At 42.8% G+C, this 18278-nt stretch carries 19 protein-coding genes; 5 read left to right on the top strand and 14 right to left on the bottom strand.

Features of this window, described 5'->3' with window-relative positions; genetic code table 11:
* Positions 1 to 33: 33 nt before the first annotated feature.
* From C6Y01_RS16130 to C6Y01_RS16090, 8 genes are all read right to left on the bottom strand, one after another.
* A complete protein-coding gene (locus C6Y01_RS16130) occupies positions 34 to 849 on the bottom strand; it encodes an HAD family hydrolase (protein WP_095285935.1) in 816 nt (271 codons plus the stop codon).
* Positions 846 to 1955, bottom strand: coding sequence for a cysteine protease StiP family protein (locus C6Y01_RS16125; RefSeq protein ID WP_106038497.1), 1110 nt, complete (start codon positions 1953 to 1955; stop codon positions 846 to 848). The genes C6Y01_RS16130 and C6Y01_RS16125 overlap by 4 nt, the downstream gene beginning before the upstream one ends.
* Entirely contained in the window at positions 1948 to 3279 is a 1332-nt protein-coding gene (locus C6Y01_RS16120; protein ID WP_095285934.1) for a phosphoribosyltransferase family protein, read from the bottom strand. Before C6Y01_RS16120 ends, C6Y01_RS16125 begins: the two co-directional genes overlap by 8 nt.
* Positions 3269 to 4459: an HpcH/HpaI aldolase/citrate lyase family protein gene (locus C6Y01_RS16115; protein WP_095285933.1), complete on the bottom strand. Its 1191-nt coding sequence runs from the start codon at positions 4457 to 4459 to the stop codon at positions 3269 to 3271. The genes C6Y01_RS16120 and C6Y01_RS16115 overlap by 11 nt, the downstream gene beginning before the upstream one ends.
* Positions 4460 to 4553: 94 nt before the next feature.
* The gene (locus tag C6Y01_RS16110) at positions 4554 to 5333 is read right to left on the bottom strand and encodes a TerC family protein (protein WP_034664243.1); all 780 of its coding nucleotides are present in this window, start codon (positions 5331 to 5333) and stop codon (positions 4554 to 4556) included.
* Positions 5334 to 5472: 139 nt separating this feature from the next.
* Positions 5473 to 6051, bottom strand: coding sequence for a TerD family protein (locus C6Y01_RS16100; RefSeq protein WP_034664245.1), 579 nt, complete (start codon positions 6049 to 6051; stop codon positions 5473 to 5475).
* Between the two features lie 40 nt (positions 6052 to 6091).
* On the bottom strand, positions 6092 to 6673 hold the full coding sequence (locus tag C6Y01_RS16095; protein ID WP_034664247.1) for a TerD family protein: 582 nt from the start codon (positions 6671 to 6673) through the stop codon (positions 6092 to 6094).
* A 20-nt stretch (positions 6674 to 6693) separates the two neighbouring features.
* Positions 6694 to 7296, bottom strand: coding sequence for a TerD family protein (locus C6Y01_RS16090; RefSeq protein ID WP_034664249.1), 603 nt, complete (start codon positions 7294 to 7296; stop codon positions 6694 to 6696).
* 435 nt (positions 7297 to 7731) lie between these two features.
* On the opposite strand from C6Y01_RS16090, the gene C6Y01_RS16085 reads away from it, so the two are divergent.
* Both C6Y01_RS16085 and C6Y01_RS16080 read left to right on the top strand, forming a co-directional pair.
* Positions 7732 to 8724 (top strand): LLM class flavin-dependent oxidoreductase, encoded by a 993-nt coding sequence (locus C6Y01_RS16085; RefSeq protein WP_034664251.1) that lies wholly within the window; start codon positions 7732 to 7734, stop codon positions 8722 to 8724.
* 210 nt (positions 8725 to 8934) lie between these two features.
* Positions 8935 to 9975 carry an acyltransferase family protein gene (locus C6Y01_RS16080; protein WP_106038496.1) on the top strand — a complete coding sequence of 347 codons (1041 nt, stop codon included), beginning with the start codon at positions 8935 to 8937 and terminating at the stop codon, positions 9973 to 9975.
* Positions 9976 to 9995: 20 nt separating this feature from the next.
* On the opposite strand, the gene C6Y01_RS16075 is transcribed toward C6Y01_RS16080, so the two are convergent.
* Both C6Y01_RS16075 and C6Y01_RS16070 read right to left on the bottom strand, forming a co-directional pair.
* Positions 9996 to 10775, bottom strand: a complete 780-nt coding sequence (locus C6Y01_RS16075) for a glucose 1-dehydrogenase (protein WP_034664255.1) — start codon at positions 10773 to 10775, stop codon at positions 9996 to 9998.
* A 119-nt stretch (positions 10776 to 10894) separates the two neighbouring features.
* Complete coding sequence (locus C6Y01_RS16070; protein ID WP_034664257.1) at positions 10895 to 11323, bottom strand: cell wall hydrolase; 429 nt, start codon at positions 11321 to 11323, stop codon at positions 10895 to 10897.
* 538 nt (positions 11324 to 11861) lie between these two features.
* Between C6Y01_RS16070 and C6Y01_RS16065 the strand changes: the two genes are divergently transcribed.
* Positions 11862 to 12920 (top strand): DUF4352 domain-containing protein, encoded by a 1059-nt coding sequence (locus tag C6Y01_RS16065; RefSeq protein ID WP_034664259.1) that lies wholly within the window; start codon positions 11862 to 11864, stop codon positions 12918 to 12920.
* Positions 12921 to 13015: 95 nt separating this feature from the next.
* Here C6Y01_RS16065 and C6Y01_RS16060 read toward each other — a convergent pair whose 3' ends face one another.
* The 3 genes from C6Y01_RS16060 to C6Y01_RS16050 form a co-directional block, all read right to left on the bottom strand.
* The gene (locus C6Y01_RS16060) at positions 13016 to 13351 is read right to left on the bottom strand and encodes a hypothetical protein (protein ID WP_106038495.1); all 336 of its coding nucleotides are present in this window, start codon (positions 13349 to 13351) and stop codon (positions 13016 to 13018) included.
* A gap of 145 nt (positions 13352 to 13496) precedes the next feature.
* Entirely contained in the window at positions 13497 to 14672 is a 1176-nt protein-coding gene (locus tag C6Y01_RS16055) for an ABC transporter permease (protein ID WP_034664263.1), read from the bottom strand.
* A complete protein-coding gene (locus tag C6Y01_RS16050; RefSeq protein ID WP_106038494.1) occupies positions 14672 to 15412 on the bottom strand; it encodes an ATP-binding cassette domain-containing protein in 741 nt (246 codons plus the stop codon). The genes C6Y01_RS16055 and C6Y01_RS16050 overlap by 1 nt, the downstream gene beginning before the upstream one ends.
* Before the next feature lie 161 nt (positions 15413 to 15573).
* Here C6Y01_RS16050 and C6Y01_RS16045 point away from each other — a divergent pair, with 161 nt between their 5' ends.
* Entirely contained in the window at positions 15574 to 16275 is a 702-nt protein-coding gene (locus C6Y01_RS16045; RefSeq protein ID WP_095285930.1) for a LytR/AlgR family response regulator transcription factor, read from the top strand.
* Between the two features lie 11 nt (positions 16276 to 16286).
* A complete protein-coding gene (locus tag C6Y01_RS16040) occupies positions 16287 to 17252 on the top strand; it encodes a sensor histidine kinase (RefSeq protein WP_095285929.1) in 966 nt (321 codons plus the stop codon).
* A gap of 30 nt (positions 17253 to 17282) precedes the next feature.
* On the opposite strand, the gene C6Y01_RS16035 is transcribed toward C6Y01_RS16040, so the two are convergent.
* The gene (locus C6Y01_RS16035) at positions 17283 to 18212 is read right to left on the bottom strand and encodes an aldo/keto reductase (RefSeq protein WP_060595468.1); all 930 of its coding nucleotides are present in this window, start codon (positions 18210 to 18212) and stop codon (positions 17283 to 17285) included.
* Between the last annotated feature and the right edge of the window lie 66 nt (positions 18213 to 18278).

Here is an 18278-nt window from a genome sequence, read left to right as displayed (position 1 = left end):
ACTACTATCATATCATTCACCCTTCTACTTCTGCTATCGAATCGAAGGCTTTTTTACGGTCGTCATCTGCTTCATGACACAAGCGGTGATTTCATCTGCTGCTGCCATGCCCGATGCTGCTGTCGGCTCAAGTAGTGGGTCAAAGTCGAGCACTTCTCCATGCCTTGGGGCAAAGCCCATATCCGCCTGACGAATAAGACCTGCATCTAAAAGGGAATCGCCTGCACCATATACATATTCAAGCTCCAGCCGTTCCTTTAAAAAAGCAACAGCATCCCACTTATTCAGCGGCTCCGGAATAAAATAAAGCTTCCGTCCTTGAAGAGAAACCTGCCAGCCTCTTTCCTCGCCCCACAGCTTCAATTCAGCAAGTGGAATGCGAGATAAATACTCATCTTTCATTATCAAATAAAGAAATCTTCCCTCTGCTGTCCGGGTACGCTTCACCCATGCCGCAACTGGAAGGTCGGAGATGGCTCTCAGCATCTCTCTGACTGACATACACGCTTTGAGCCTCTCATCAACGATAGCCTGCCAATCCTCAAGCGGCTTGCCGTGATGAAGGATACAGCCTCCATTTGTCGTGACGGCATACTCCGGTTGGAGCTCTTGCTGAAAGAAGGTGATCCGTTCATACTGAGCAGTCGTTCTTGTCGTCACTGGAATGAACCAGCCCAGTTGATGGATTGTCTGCAAGGATTTTTTCGTTTCAACCGACATATAGGAAAGCGGCCGTTCATCCAGCACCTCAACTAAATCATAATCTCCTTCATACTCATACTGATCCAGCACTCGATGTGAGTAAATCAGTGTCCGGTCTAAATCACTGGCAAACGCACTTGTCTTCATGACGTCTGCTCCAGCGGACGAATGAGCCCACAGCACGTATAGGACATATTGGCATATTCAATGACAGGAACGCCTCTGTCCTCTGCCAAAAGCAAAATATGCTTCAGCTTCTCCTGAGACCCAGGCTGAATCAGGATTTTCCAAGGGATTCTTCTAAGCAGCACACGGGTCGTCTCACCAACACCCGGCTTAATCAAATGGGTATTTTTAATTTGAAACTCCTGACCGATCGCTTCAATGGACGCCATCCCCTGCCAGTCCGCAGGCATTCCCTGTGTGAGGATGGTCTCTGCTTTCTCACGTACATTTGGTTCGAGGCTAGAAAATGCTTCTTCAATTGTATCCACATACAGATTGGACACATCCTCATCAAGCAGCTCTTCATAATACTTCGCCCCATGGAAATCATCGGCACTGATCCAGCGGTTGTTTAGTACCGTTCGACTGACAAGTCCAGATACCGTCGAATTCAAGCAAGCACTTGGAATGAGAAAGTCCTCTCTCGTTCCGTAGACATTTGTACAATAGCCAGGGTCAGCTAGTACAGCCAGTTCACTAGAAAGACGAATATCATACTTTCTTTCAAAATCAATCACAGCTTTTTGGAGCTCTCTCGAAATCGCACCTTTTCCGGTCCATCCATCAATAAAGGCAACCTCAAAGCCCGGATGTTCTTTGAGCATATAATGCAGCGCATTCTCATCTATTCCTCGGTCACGAATAATAGAGATGCTGTAATGAGGCAGTTCAAGACCATATGTCTTTCGAATATATCGTTTGATGAGCACCCCGATCGGCGTTCCCGCCCTAGCCAAACTGCAAAGAACCGTTTGGAAGCCTCGCTTTTTCACAATCTGTTCTGCTACCACAGCTACGGCTTCTGCTACCTTTTCCTTACTTTCTTTCAGAGATTGATAGAATAAATCCATATAAGATTCCGTTGGTTTATACTCAATCGGCAGCATTTCTGAATAATGCGCACCGCTCTGAATCGAACGCTCCCGCTCTTCTGTACTTTTCTCCATCTCAATGGATGATAAATCTTTGAGTAAGAAGGTTACATCCTGCTCTGGATAGCTTCCCATCTTTGTATACACATTAGCCATTCACCTTCACCTCGTCTGATAAAGTCACAATATGCACATGCTTCACATGCCGCTCGGCAAATAAGTGAACAAGCGGACGCAATGCCTCCTGAGAGACCTTTTTCTCAAAAAAGAGAAATACATCATCGTATTGATCTTTTGGTATGTTGTACACGTAGTGCTGAATTCGGGCATCCTCTGGACTCACAAAGGTAAACCCATTTTGAACAGCGTATCCATCCTTTTCAACAGGGTGAATTGGGCTTCTCGTCGTTGAATGAAAGAGAACGCCTTCTCCCATATGTGCAGCCAGTCTCATCGGCACATACATCAGCTCACCTGTTCCTAAACAAAGTGTCTGCTTTCCTTTGCGTTCCTTTTTCAGTTTCAGCCCAGCCTCTGCAGCTGCTTGGTCGATGGCTGCCGTATCTGCTGCGTTTAAACCAAAACGGCCCGTTTCATGTATATATGGCGAATGACCTGCCGAATTTGCTGCATGAGAAAGTGCATACGGCTCGTGCTTAAAGAAAGATTGAAGAGAGTGAACAGAGAGACTTGGCAGATCCTTTTGCTCAGCAATCTCATACGAATAAGCTGGCTCATCCAGCGTTTTTCCCCGAAAGACCATTTGCCCTTTTAATAAAGACAATGATGTGATGTGAATACCAAGCTCCTCTTCAAGCTCACACATGGCTTTCTCGTGCTCCTCTGTCCGCCAGTCCAAAATAGAAAGAATCGTGTAAGAATGCCGCGGATGCTTTGCATGAAGGTCCCGAATGATATTGATATTCGTACGGCCTGTCGTAACTTCATCATCTACTAGCACGATGGGACGGTCTGTGCGAAGTAATGCTTCGTCTGCATAACAAAGCTGATCCGTTGCATGCGAATGCTCTTCTTCAAATACCAATGAAGGATCAAGATCCAGCAGCTGTTCACGTGTCGTATGGATGTAAGATGCTCCTTCTATTACGTCATACACACCATGACCCAGTGCTGTTGCTGTTTCTGCAAAGCCGATCACGATCGGCTGTTTTCCTGATGAAAGCTTCTCTTTTTTGAGTGCTTCGTAGGCTTTAGTTAATGCCGTGTGGTCATCCGTCTTGAGTGCTTCTACTAAAAGGTCTTGATGCGGAGACGTCTTGCCTGTTTGCTCTTGTGCATACGCCATGGCTAAAAGACCCGAGACAAGAAGCGGTTTTACTGGATGAACAGGAATATGCTTACCGAGCACCTTACTAACGAATAAAAAGGCTCTTTTTTTGTTCACTCTTGCTGCCATGTCAAAAAGATGCTCTTTTTCCAGCTGAAGCGCACCTTCTTTAAGATCAAGCTCAACTTCCATATGTTCCAAGATGCTCAGCGTATGCGGCTTCTGCTTCTGTGAGTATGTCGATATAGCTTCTATTTTCATGAAACACCCCGTAAATATCTGACTTAATTAAAATGTGCTCTGCCCACCGGTAATGCGGCTTCGTTTCATTCATTTTATTAGAGAAGGTACTCTTCATTACGCCAACTGTGCCGTCTGCATGTTCAAGAATGCTTAATGCATCCATATACTCTTCCTTCGTCACAACATACATGCTTTGCACCGGCTTAAGATGTGTTGGATGAATGACCGTCTTTCCATGAATGCCGTTAGCCACATCGAGTTTTGTCTCCTTGAGTAAACCTTGTACGTCATCAAATTCAGATAAAGACGGTTCACCGCTCCTATGAGAAAGCGCACGGATGAATGGCTTTTGTTCCTTTCGAGCAGGGCCAAAATGCTCCCACACAGCCCCAGATATTACAAAGGAACGCCCAAAATAATTGATGATATCTGTGATTAAATCTGCAATCAATTTGATCTCATAGATGGTCGTGTCACGATCACGGCGAATACCGTACAAACCACAAAGATCCGTTGCCCCAATGCGAATATTCAAAATATATTCCTCGTCATTCAGCAAGATCTGCTTTAACTCAGACAACACCGTATCTCTTGTTTCTTTTTCTAATAAATCGGGTGTTTCCAAAATGGGCATCCCATAAAGTGTTGTCCGCGTTTGGGACGATGCCTGTTTCAGACTGTCCAAATAATCCTTCGCATTATGAACTGAACACTTCGGGAACACAAAACCGGTAAGTAATTGAAGAGAGGAACCGAGCAAGTCTGCCATTTTAAGCAGCTGTTTCGGCGAACGAACACGAATAAATAAAAGAGGCAAATGTTCAGCCGTTTCAGGAGCATGCGTTACTTTCTCTTTGAGACTGGCCAATTGTGCCACTAGATTCTGTTCGGCCATGTCCACTTCTTGATCACCGATGGCATCCTCCAAGCAAAATACAACAGAGCAAAGCGCTTCATATTTCTGTGACAGCAGCATATCTGCTATATCTTGTCTTGTCGCAGGCATATACAAAGTAGCACCTAATGCATGCGCAAGTACATGCCTCGGTGTCAGTGAATGCATCGCCCCTGGCCGCTTGAAAAAAAGATCGTGCTGCCTCGCCTCTGATAAAAATCGAAAATACCGCATGCTGTGCCACCTCCTGTTGTTTAGAGAAAATAAATGACCTGATGATTCAAAAAAGGATGGAGCCGCTAGTCAACTCCATTCCTTTTTGATCGTCCTATTCTTCTTTTGAAGCCGCAGCTTCGTTTGTCACATCTTGATGTTTCTTCTTATTGATTTTATGAACAATAAACGTTCCGATAAATGCTAGGATAATAATTGCAAAGAATGCGACATGCGGAATTTCAATATGAGCAGCACTTAAGCCCATTTTGATAGCAATAATTCCAATGAGAATAAACGCTGTATTCTCAAGCTCTGGAATACGGTCAATGAGGACAAGGAATAACTGTGCCACTGTACGCATCATGAGAATTCCAAGCATTCCGCCTAATAGCAGAATCCATACTTCCTCAGATACAGCGAATGCCGCAAGAATACTGTCCACCGAGAAGGCAAGGTCCATAATTTCCACAGAAATAACAGTTGCCCAAAACACGCCAAATACACGAACCATCCAGCCTTCTTTTTTCAATTCCTTCGCTTCGTCATCGCCGTCACCTAACCAGAAGTGCTTAATGACAAGCCATGCTAAATATGCAGCTCCGAGGACCTTAATCCACCAGAACTTAATAAGCAGCATCCCTACGCCAATGAATAGAAAACGGAAGAAATAAGCGCCAATTAATCCGTAGGTTAATGCCTTTTTACGCTGCTTTTCTGGTAAATGTTTCACCATGACAGCTAATACAAGCGCGTTATCTGCTGATAACAATCCTTCAAGCACAACAAGGGTCCCAATGAGCCCCCAAGAGACAGGGTTTGTTAATACCTCTGCCCACATATGCCAATCAAAAAACGAGGCATACGTGTCCAACATATGTTTCAAAATATCCAACTGGTTTTCCTCCTATAAGTGTAGAGCATCAGCAGGCTTTCGCCTGCTGTTATTCTTGACCGCTGTTTCTTTCTCACTTTGGAAAAGGCCCTCATATGAGTCATTGGCAGCGCCACTTGAATCGATTTGTTTCTATCGTTTACACTTCTAACCCATAATTTTGACAAAGAGCTGCAAGTCCGCCAGAGAATCCGCTTCCGATGGCGTTAAACTTCCAATCGCTTCCGTGGCGGTACAACTCACATACCACAACAGCTGTTTCAATTGAGAAGTCTTCCCCTAAATCAAAGCGAATCAATTCTTCCCCGCCCTCTTCATTTACAACACGAACAAACGCATTAGAGACTTGTCCAAAATTCTGGCTGCGTGTCTCTGCATCATGAATCGTAACTGTAATTCCGATACGATCAATGTTAGCAGGAATTTTTGAGAAATCAACGAGAATTTGCTCATCATCTCCATCTCCTTCGCCCGTCCGGTTATCACCTGTATGAGTGACACTGCCGCTTGGGTGCTGAAGGTTATTATAGAAGACAAAATCTGTGTCTTGCTGACAACGATTGTTTGCATCGACTAAGAAAGCCGAAGCGTCCAAATCAAATTCGGCTCCACCAGAATATTTATTCGTATCCCAGCCAAGACCGATCATCACTTTCGTCAGCCCTGGGTTGGTTTTTGTTAAATCGACACGTTGTCCTTTTGAAAGCTGAATCGCCATATTCGTACCTCTCCTGTCTTTGAAAATATGAAACTAGCCGTTACCCGATATCTAAACCGAAGTCCGTTGCAATGCGGGCAAGTCCGCCTTGATAGCCCGATCCGACAGCTGAGAATTTCCATTCCCCGCCATGACGGTATAATTCACCTACAATAATCGCTGTCTCGATGGAGAAGTCCTCTGCCAAATCGTAGCGAATGAGTTCTTCATTTGATGCCGCATTTAAAATACGCACATATGCGTTCGTTACTTGTCCGAAATTTTGACTGCGCGCTTCCGCATCATGAATCGTAATGACAAATGAAATCTTCTCAATACTCGCTGGTACAGCTGATAAGTCGATATTGACTTGCTCGTCATCTCCGTCTCCTTCACCAGTGCGGTTATCGCCTGTATGTACGACACTGCCGCCACCGCCAGTTGTTTGATTGTAAAAGACAAAATCCGATGGAGAGCTTGCCTTACCTGCTGCATCTAAAAGAAATACACTTGCGTCTAGATCAAAGTCATGTCCGCCGTCATACTTATTGACGTCCCAGCCAAGACCGACGACCACTTTTGTTAAACCTGGATTCGTTTTTGTTAAATCAATTTTTTGACCTTTCGCTAAAGAAATTCCCACTAGGAATCTCTCCCTTCTGATTAAATATAGTTTCTCGTAATATCGGCAAGCTTCGCATCATTTGTACCGTTTCCAACAGCCGCAAACTTCCAATCATTCTCATGACGATAAAGCTCTCCAACGATTAACGATGTTTTCCCTGCATACTCATCTTTTAAATTATATTTCACTAATTCTTGATTGTTTGAACGATCCACGATGCGAATGTACGCATTTTGAATCATACCAAAATGTTGATTTCTTCTTAGTGCATCATAGATGTTCACAACAAACACCAATTTATTCACATTGCCTGGCACCTTGCTCAAGTTGACGAGGACTTGTTCATCATCTCCGTCTCCTTCACCAGTCAGGTTGTCACCTGTATGCTCGACGCTGCCGCATTTGCTTTTCAAGTTGCCAAAATAAATCAAATCTTTATTTTCCGTAAACTTATCATTTTTCAGCATGAGCACTGAAGCATCACAATCAACATCAGCGCCGCCTCCGCCGCCAAACAGCTTTCCTAAAAATCCGCCGCCTTGTGATACAGGGTCCCAGCCAAGTCCAACAAGAATATTCGTTAGCCCTGCTTTGCCTTTTGTTAAATCAATACGTTGACCTTTTTCTAATGTAATCGCCAAATCAATCACTCCTCCAGCATAATAAAAATCTATTTATTAAGCGATGGACCCTATTAAAATTATCATACATGAAAATTCGACAAAATTCATGATATGACATTGGAGCCTCTTACTCTTTTTTCTATTTACTAGTATATACGATCTATGTTCAAGATAGGTTTCAAACAGATGATATTTTTTTAACGAAAGATCCATGTTGAAAATGGTTCATGTCGTAAATGAAGTGTTTCATGTGAAACATTGTCGAATGTTCCCGGTAAGCAGCTCTAGCTGAATGAACGAAGTGTAGGCATCATTTCACTTGGTTTTATATGTTGATATAGAAAATATAAAAGCTTGCGATCGAGAGATAAACCCTTTCGTTTCCTTCTATTCATGGATTTCTTTATACTTGAGATGAAGAACATTGACCGTGTCGATGAAAGGATGTTGATGATGCCATCACTTCACATATTAGATCAAGTCGCTATTCCTAAAGGTCAGACAGCCCAAGAGACATTGATTCACACAACGCAGCTGGCTCAGCTTGCGGAAACTCTTGGATATGAGCGTTATTGGTTTGCTGAACACCACAGCACAAGAGGGCTCGCTAGTACAGCACCTGAAATATTAATGGCACATATTGCTGCTCATACATCAACCTTACGTACCGGGTCTGGCGGCATTTTACTTCCGCAGTACAGCCCCTTTAAAGTAGCAGAGGTCACGCGGCAGCTTGAGGCTCTTTATCCTGGACGAATTGAAATCGGTGTCGGCAAATCTCCGGGCGGAATTGAAAGGACGAGACTGGCTTTGACGGACGGCGTGCATAAAGACCTGTCTCAGTTTGACCGCCAGCTGAAGGATCTTCTATATTACTTATCAGACAGCCTGCCTTCTGGGCACCCGCATGCAGGAGTCAAAGCTTCTCCGCTTGTCGATGCTCATCCGCCGGTTTGGCTGCTTGGTCTAGGAGAAAATAGTGCCATGCAGGCGGCGGAGCTTGGGATCAACTATATTTTTGGTCACTTTATCCACCCTGCACGCGGCAAACAAGCATTTGAGACGTACCGGTCTCACTTTTCTCCATCTGTCTTTTCTACGCAGCCGCACGCTATGTTTGCCGTTTTTGTCATCTGTGGTGAAACAGATGAAGAGGCTGACCGGATCGCCAGCAGTACAGATTTATGGCTGCTGCGTGTTGAAAAAGGACTGGACAGCCGCGTACCTTCTATAGAAGAAGCCAGTGCCTATCACTACACCACGCAGGAAAAGAAAAAAGTGTTACAAAACCGCCAGCGGATGATTGTCGGCTCAAAAGCAACGGTGAAAGAGCAATTACTTAGCTTGATGGATCGCTATCAAACGGATGACATCATGATTCTAAACAATTCTTTTGATCCGATAGAAAAACAGCGCTCCTTCAAACGAATCGCAGAATTATTTTGAAGCCAATCCCTTTGGCTTCTTTTTTTACATTGTCATAAAAAATGGGAAATGTAACATCAAGATGTCAAAATCCTTCCGTCTGTCATCTGATCGCAAATGTGTCTTCTAATCGTTAGCGAACTGTAAACGCATAAGGGGTGTACCTTTTATATAGTAGAGGTACATATTAAAGAATCGTTTACGACGCTAGAAGGAAGGAGATGACAGGCCATGAAAAAGAGACTCGATTGGGTCGATGCGGCTAAAGGAATCGGCATTCTGCTCGTGGTCATGGCGCATGTGCCCATTCCAGATTCGTTAAAGCAATTCATTTACTCTTTTCATATGCCGCTTTTCTTTTTACTATCAGGCATGATGTTTCGATCATCCTCACACCCTGCTCTGTCATTTATTCAGAAGAAAGCCAAGAGCTTACTCTTGCCCTATCTCTATTTCTCCATCATTACGTATGTTTTCTGGTTCTCCGTTACTCGGTTTTTTGCCTTTAAGGGACAAACGGATATTGATCCTTTCGTTCCGTTTACAGGTATTTTTATATCCAATGCAGATGAAGCTAGACTCACGCATAACCCAGCCATCTGGTTTTTAACGACGCTCTTTTTAGTGGAAATTATATTTTTCTTTATGCACCGTCTGACAAAAGGGAAACCTGCTGTCTTGATCTTACTGACCGTTCTTTGCGGAGGTGCTGGATATGCCTCTACATTGCTTTTAGACCAAAGTCTGCCTTGGAATGCCAATGTCGCCTTGACGGCTGTTGTGTTTTATTCAATTGGATTTTTGGCAAAGCAATGGTTTGTGGAATTAAAAACAGATCCAACCCTTCTTCTATGTACAGGTCTGCTTGTACTGACGGCTTACATGCAAAGCTTGAATTCACGGGTCGATATGCGCGTTAACGACTATGGCGATCTCTTTCTTTTCTATGCATGTGCACTGCTCGGTTCAGCTGCCGTGATTTATTTAAGCTTTAAATTCAAAACGTCCCCTATTTTGACGTATCTCGGACGAAATTCTATTGTTATTCTTGTCTTGCAGTTTGCCGGCATCGATATTATGAAAGCATTTGTTTATTATGGACTTGGCATCAATATTGCGGATACAGCGCAGCTCTCTTGGACACTCTTTTATACGATCGGGACTTTGCTGCTTATGGTGCCGTGTATCTCCTTCCTGAGCAAGTATCCGATGCTGCTCGGCAAACCAGCCAAAGCAGCACACCGCTACGAACAAAAAACATCCACCGGCTGATCGGGCGGATGCTTTTTGTATTAATCATTGATTTGAGAAGGATAAAGCGTCATTCCTCCATCCACAAATAAGGTGGTGCCTGTGATATACGAAGCTTCCTTAGATACGAGGAATGCAGCGGCGGACCCAATCTCCTTCGGTTCGCCAAAGGCTCTCATCGGAATCTTTTCAAGCTGCTTTTGTTTTTTCTGTTCATCCTGCAAATCATCATTCGATTCGGTCGCCATTGTACCTGGTGCAATCGCATTGATCCGAATACCTGCTTCCGCATAATCAAGAGCCAGCGTCTTCGTCATCATATTCATTCCACCTTTGGAAGTGGAATAGTGAACATTGAACGGGCGCGGTATTTCCTGATGGACACTGGATATATTTAAAATGGACCCTTTGATGTCATGCTCCATCATATAGGCGATCGCAGCCTTTGCTCCTAAAAAGGCGCCTGTGATATTGACATCAATGACTTTTTGCCATTGTTCAAGCGTCATCTCATGCGGCATCGCTTCTTCGCCATTAAAGCCTGAATTATTAACGAACACATCTACTGTACCGAAATGCTCCAGTGCTGTATCCATGATGGCTTGAATTCCTTCCTCTTTGGAGACATCTGCGTGTACTTTCACCGCTTGACCTCCGCGCTGCTGAATGGCTTGTACCGTTTCTTCAGCACCATCTTCATCGCCTTTATAGTTTACAACCACATTCATTTGCTCTTGTCCAAATCGTAATGCGATGGCTTGTCCGATTCCTTTTGAAGAACCTGTGACAATGGCTGTTTTTCCTTTTAAATCTTGATACATCTTCATTTCCCCCAATCACGTGCTTCATCTTGTTGATACACAATGGTTACCCATTTTGAAAAAAAGAAAAACACAACCCTCTGCAATCGTTGACTAAGAGGATTGTGCTGTTCATCAAGCTAAAAGGTGTTATAGACATTTTCACATGTTTCACCGGTTGGCTGATAAAAGCAATGCGACTTATACCTTGCCACAAACGGCTGATTGTACCAAGTCGGTGGACAATTTCCAGGCGGTTTAAAATACCAAAGGCTGAATTTTGCCGGCCAAAATCGTTCTCCGTTAATATTCCTCCGCGCTAGTGCTTTTTCCGTTTCTCGTGCTCGCTGATAAAAATAACCATGCGTGACCGCTTCAAATGCATGCTCCTGATAAATCATTTGTGGAATCGTACGCAGCCCTTTAAAGTCAGAGCAGTTGGCACGCAACCGGTTGATGCCTACATTTCCTACGAGCAGCATCCCTTGCTTCCCTTCACCTTCTGCCTCCGCTCTCAGCAGTCTGGCCATTAGATCAATATCAGAGCTTGTCGCTCTTACCACTGCCATACATCCACCTCCATTTCGTTTCTCTTTTATTTTATGTGGTCTTTCTGTGTAGATGACTGCCATTTTGACGGGAAAAGACACATTCAGTGTCGAGAGCCTGTCTAAACACCTCAACATTTTGCTGGACATGTGTCTCTCTGCCAACAACACACAAACCAAGTGATCATACACATAACAGGAAAAAATATTCATTACTATAGACTCATTTACAAGTCATAAAAATCCTTCTAATTGCTACACCTTCGTCAAAAACAGTCATTTGAACCTATTCAATAATCCGACTCAAAACCTTAAAATATAAAATGTTGAGTTTTTACAGGAGATATCACATCATAAATTACAAGTTTCTCCTCTCAACTTAGTGTCATTTTTACTACTTGAAGCTGTGCGACCTTTGAAACGCACTGAAGTATTGACAGTACTTTCGCTTCATTCTACAGTAAAAAACATACAGTATTTTTCTTTTTGTGCAAAAAGAACGATATGAACTAAAGCTTTCCAATGAAATTCATCATAAACCCGAGGAGGAAAACACGTCATGTTTAAAAAGAAATTATCCCTGTTTCTTCTGATCTTGTGTGTCACTGTTGTCGCTGCTGCTTGTAGTGGTGGAAAAGAAAAGTCAGCTGCAAAGGAAAAAGATACAAAATCCCTTGATGCAGCAGAGGTAAAGGTAGAAAGCGCTGAGTACACATTACCACCTCAATACGATACATCTGTACAGGATGATCAGTATGTACTAAAAGTGAACGTATCTGTAAAAAATATCAGCAAAGAGCCTCTCAATGTTGATAAAAGCAACTTCACGCTTTACCAAGATGATGCACAGGTGTCTACGATCTCTCCAGATGACTACAACGAAGTATTATCTTCAAGCTCTCTAAATGCAGACAAAGTATTAAAAGGCGGTCTTTTCTATGTTGTTGACAAAGACAAAGACTATCAGCTTGTGTACACAGAGCCAGGCAGTGGTTCTAAAAAAGATGACAAAACACTAGAGTTCGATATTAAAGGGAAAGACTTAATGAAAAAAGCAGATACACTTCAAGCATCTGCAAAAGCCCTTTCTTCTTATATTGATGTGATGATTTTTGGTAAGAATAACGACGAGTTCGAAAAACTAACAGGTGATAACAAATCAACCGTTATCAACGAATTTGATAAATCATTCAAACAAGGCTACATTACGTCATCAGGTATTTCTTCTAGCTCAGCGAAGGACGAAAACCTTGATAAGCTTCTAAAAGCTGTGAAAGAAACATTAGCTGAAAAATCAAAAGTATCAACAAAAACAAAAGCCATCAGTGGTGATAAAGCCGTTGTGACTGTGACCCTTACACCAATTGATGCAAGCCCGCTTGTCGATCGTTTAAAAGAAAAGGCGACTGAGTTCTACAGCAAAAACCGTACAGCGTCTTATGATGAAGCACAAAAATATTTACTCTCGATCTACCCAGAAGAGTTCAAAAAATTAGGACCTTCATCTTCTGAAGAAACAGTAGAAGTCAACATGAAGAAAAATGACATCGACCAATGGAAACTTGATTTGAACGATTACAAAACAAGCTCATTAGTTGAAAAATTCATCAAGAACTAATGAAAAACCCCCGATTCGGGGGTTTTTCTTATCGTTTTTCGTTTGATCCCTATATTTAATTCCTAATTACAGCCAAGAAAGTAAGATACGGTCTATTACGAAGGATTTTCTTTTGCCGCTTCATACTCTTTTATCACCTCAACCGGATCAACAGCATCCTCCTCTTGTGCGTATTCCTCTACATAAGGATCCATTAATTTCTCAAACTTTTGTTCGTCGTCTACTAAAGCAATATACGTTTCATATCCTTCATAATCGGATGGATATAAATGTGCAACGGAACTGCCCGTTTCTAACGCTTCATCTATTGCTTTTCTTAATTCCAATAACCCTTTCCTGTTCCCCAAAATAAACGCTTCAAAATGGTGTGTTTGTTGAGCATATATATTACATAACTCTAGCACATCATCGTCATCTGTTTGATAAGACATACACCAATCACCTCTTTAATCAAATTAGGATAATAATGTAAGTTCTCTTCTATTATGCCATTTCTTTAACCCGATCGTGAACCTCTTTTATATGAATCTCTGGATATAAAAAAACTTGTAGAATAATCTACAAGTTTTACTTTCTTTATTTCGCAAGCATCCACTTTTCTTTCATAAACAAGCTTCTCACGATGACAAACAAGATGACGACTGCGAGGGCCGAGGAGCCGAGTGTCAGAGTGATGGACATCGGATCGATGATGCCAAACATCAATTGCTTGCATAGTGCGTGAATATTAAGGAATGGGACAGCAAAGTAGTACGTATCTAGCTGCGTAGCACCTGCTCTCATGGTAAAGAACATTGGGATCACACCTAATGTAATGATCATGGACATGTACGATTGCGCTTCTTTGACTGAGCTTGAAACGACACTGAGTAGCAGTTCAATCATCGATACCATGAATGAGAAGATGATAAGCGCCGCAAACATGACAGCGATAATGCTCCACATTTGATCACCAAAGTTCAGTGCTTGTTTTAGCTTTTCTGTAAAGAGCAGCGTGGATAAAAGCAGCATGCCGATCGCCACAATTCCACTTAAAATCCCGAACATGGAGACAGCAAGCCATTTTCCTATGAGAATATGAAGTCTGCTGGCAGGTGTCAGGAACAACGCTTCAATGGATTTCCGGTCTTTTTCACCCGCAACAATATCAAGCGCAGCTGGCAAAGCTCCTGAGATAACGGAGGTCACCAAAATCATCGGAAGGAGAATCGACAAAAGCATAGCGGTCATTCCATTTTCCCCTTCATCGCCTTCTTCTACATCAACGGCCTGCACCTGAAATGGATGAATAACAGACGTATTAATTTGATCAGCTGCTAAACGCTTTTCTACGACTTGGTTTTGATACTGCTCCAGTAAGGATTGCAGCATTTGAACCGTTATGACAGAATCATCATCTGTTGTGTACCCATGAATTTTAATCGCAAATGATTTTTGATGCTGAAGCATGTCGTCAGCCTCTTTCGGCATTTCCAGGTAAGCATTCGCCTTCCCTTCTTTGACAGCTTGCTGCGGGTCATCAAATGTTTCAAGCGTGAGGTTTTTGACCTCTTTGATCATTTGATTCATTTCGGTTGGAAGCTTTTCATTCACTGCGACCGTATAGGTTTCATCCCCTGGATCTGCAATCATGCTTTCATAAAAGAACACCAGTCCAAGCATCGTCAAAAGAGGAATCAGCACTGTTAAGAGTAAGGTTTTTCGGTCCCTGAGTGCATCTGTCATTTCTTTTAAAAATACGGTTTTCCACATTATGAAATCCCCCTAGCGAGCTTCGACATAAAGATATAGTTCAAGTCATCACTTTGTTCCTGTGTATATAATTCTGGAAGTGTCCCTTTGTACACAAGCTCTCCTTGATGAATCATCATGACACTGTCACAAAGCTGGCTGACTTCTTCCATGATGTGGCTTGAAAAAAGGATGGTTTTATTTTGCTGCTTGAGCTGATGAATAAAATCTCTGAAAATATTACTTGATGTGATATCTAAGCCTGTTGTCGGCTCATCAAATAAAATAATGTCAGGATCATGAATCAAGGTTCTAGCAATCGCCACCTTTTGTTTCATTCCTCTTGAGAATCCTTTCACCTTGCGATCCATATATTGTCTCATCCCAAAACGCTTTGCCAGATCCTCTATTCTTGCTTTGATTTCATGCTGATCTAAGCCATATAATTTGCCAAAGTATTCAAGGTTTTCTCGTGCCGTCAAACGATCGTAAAGCCCTGTCTCACCGCCAAACAAAACACCAATTCGCTTTTTCACTTCAGTTGCTTCTTTCACCGTATCAAAGCCTGCGACAGTGACTATTCCGTGCGTAGGCTCTAATAATGTGGCTACGGCGCGCAATAATGTGGTTTTTCCTGCACCATTTTCTCCTAAGATACCAACGACTTCCCCTTCCTTCACGGAGAACGTCATGTGTTTCATTGCTTTCACGACTTTTTTCTTATCTTTAAACCAGCAGCTGCAATCGCTGAGAGTAATCATTTGGTTCGCCCCTTTCAACTTTCTAAGTCTATGATAGAAAAAATAACGCTTCTCTGACATAAAAATGTCGCGAAACGTCCTTTTTCTGTCTTGAAATGATCTATTTTAAAAAAACAAATGGTAAAATAGACAAATAATAAGAAGAGTCACAGGTGATTTTTATGATAAAAGTAGGTCTCGTTGATGATTACCGAGTAGATTTAGAAAAGCTGCATGCCATTGTGGGCAGAATGGAGGCTGTAGACATTGTCTTTGTCACGCAGTCAGCAGAGGATGCATATAAGAAGGTCAAACAGGGAGACATTGATCTGTTGTTCGCAGACATTGAAATGCCCGGAATGTCCGGTTATGAATTAGCGGATCTCATTCACTCTCACGCACTGAATGTCGATGTTGTATTTGTGACAGGAAACAGTGGATATGCGGTCCATGCGTTTGATTTAAATGTTCATGATTATATTATGAAGCCCTACCAAGCCGATCGAATTGCCAAATCCTTAGATCGCTATCTGTTCACCAAGCAGGAGAAAAGCATTCATGGACGGCTTCTCATTAAGCAGCAGTCAGATATTCATGTGCTGCAAAAGAAGGATGTCATTTTTGTTGAGCGAACAGGCCGGTCAACCACCATTGTCACAACAACAGGAGATATCCAGACATATCAGACATTAAACGAGTTAAAGGGCGATCTGGCTGAAAAAGATTTTATCCGCTCCCACCGATCGTTTATCATCAATATTCATTACATTAAGAACTTCTCGGCGTATGCCAAAAATTCGTTTATCGTGTCTTTTGAAGGTACGGATAAAAAAGCCATGATGACCAAGCAGCAATTAGAATACTTTAAGAAATACTATTTTTAAGGAGAACGAACGTGAACGCTTTCTATCTTGGATTCCGCATTTATATTCTCATATGGCTAGGTCTTGCGTTTCTTGCAGCTGCTGAAGCTTTTCTGCCGCTATCATCAGGAGTGCTGTGGCTCCTCACCTTTTGTGTGATTTGTCTTTATACATTCTTCATATACAAAAGGTTTTTGCCTCATGTGAGTGATTATGTGATGCTGGGCGCTTTTGTGCTCTTCACCTGTGCAGGTCTTTCCCTTTTTCTGACGCAAGGAAATGGGCTGAGCTCTCTTTTGGCTTTGATGATCATCATGACAGCAGATATCCTTTCATTGAAGATGATGCAGACGGAGAGACGGTTAAATGGACGGCTTCAAGAGCTGATCAACGCAGAATCAAGAACCAATGAATTGCTGCTTGAGCTGCGCAGTAAACATCATGAAACAGCTAGACATTTAAATGCCTTTTCCACGTCGAACGACGAACATGAGATCAAGGATTTGATTCAGCAATACGTGAAACATTTCCCATGGATTAAAGGAGAAAATGCTTATTTGGCCTCAACCTTGCACCCCTTTTTTGAGCGGGCTGAAAAAGAGGACATTGCCCTTTCACTAGACCTTCAAGCACCATTTTCATCGCTTCCCTTTTCTAAGGCGGATCAGGTTAGTTTTACTGGCAACCTGCTTGATAATGCCCTAGATGCGGCGATTGAAGCGAAGCAAGCCGGGAACGAGGGAAGCATCTCAATCACGACCTCTATTCGGAGCGGGCTCTTTTTAATCCATTGTGAGAACAGCACAAAAGGAATGGAAAAACACGTGTTAGACCATTTGTTCAAAACCTATGGCCGCTCGACAAAAGGCGGCGATCATCAAGGAATGGGGACGTATATCATTCATCAGCTTGTTGAAAAGGCAGACGGTACACTTGATTTCACTTACCGTTCTCCAAATTTGCGGCTCGTCATCAAAATCCCCCTCACGATGTCATAAAAAAAGGTGCAGCTAGGCACCTTTTTTATGTTAAGAGAAAATGTGATCAATTTGATTGATTTCCTCTTTTGTTAATTGAACATCGTTTGTTTTTAAGTTTTGCAGAACTTGCTCAGCTCGTTTTGCACCTGGAATGATGGCGTCGATGCCGTCCTGCGCTAAAAGCCAAGCCAGTGCGACGTGTGCCGTTTCAGCGTTCTTTGATTGTGCAATTGCCTTCAGCTTGTCTACTTTTTCGAGGTTTTGAAGGAACGCCTCGCCTTGGAAAAGCGGGTCTTTTGCTCGAATATCATCAAATGTCGCATCCTTCGTAAATTTCCCAGTCAACAGGCCTGACGCCAACGGGAAATACGGAATAAAGGAAATACGATGCTCGACACAGTATGGGAGAAGATCCTGCTCTGCCTCACGTTTCAGCAGAGAATACTCCGACTGAAGCACGTCTAAGTAGCCATCTCGATTAAAGGCTTGAAGCTGTTCGAAATCAAGGTTTGATGCACCAATTGCCCTGATTTTTCCTTCATCCTTCAATTCCTTTAATGTGCCTGCTACTTCTTCCAGCGGCGTCCGGCCGTCCGGGAAATGCATATAGTATAAATCAATATAATCTGTTTGCAGTCGTTTCAGGCTATTTTCGACCTGCTCTCTTAAAAAGTCCCGGCTGTTATCCAGTTCAATTTGTCCGTTTACTTCTTTATGAGCCCCCTTTGTCGCAAGGACAAGGTTTTCTCTGCCGCCTCTTTTGGCAATGATCTCACCGATCAATTCCTCTGAACGGCCCAGCCCATAAATAAAAGCAGAATCTAAGAAATTGACACCTTGATCAAGAGCCGTCTCCACAAGCTCTCGTCCGGCATCTTCACTCAGGTTCGGGAACAAATTATGTCCACCTACCGCATTCGTACCAAGCCCTATCGGATTCACCTGTAAATCAGTTCGTCCAAGCGTTACCTTTTTCAAAAGCTCATCTCCCTTATCCGCTTAATCATCCTTATTTTCCCATGAATCCTTTTCAACATTCAAGTA

Source organism: Bacillus sp. NMCC46 (genome assembly GCF_002998465.1).
In the GTDB taxonomy this organism is placed as follows: domain Bacteria; phylum Bacillota; class Bacilli; order Bacillales; family Bacillaceae; genus Bacillus.
Note: the sequence above shows the minus strand (reverse complement) of the source record. Positions and strands in the feature narration are given on the sequence as shown.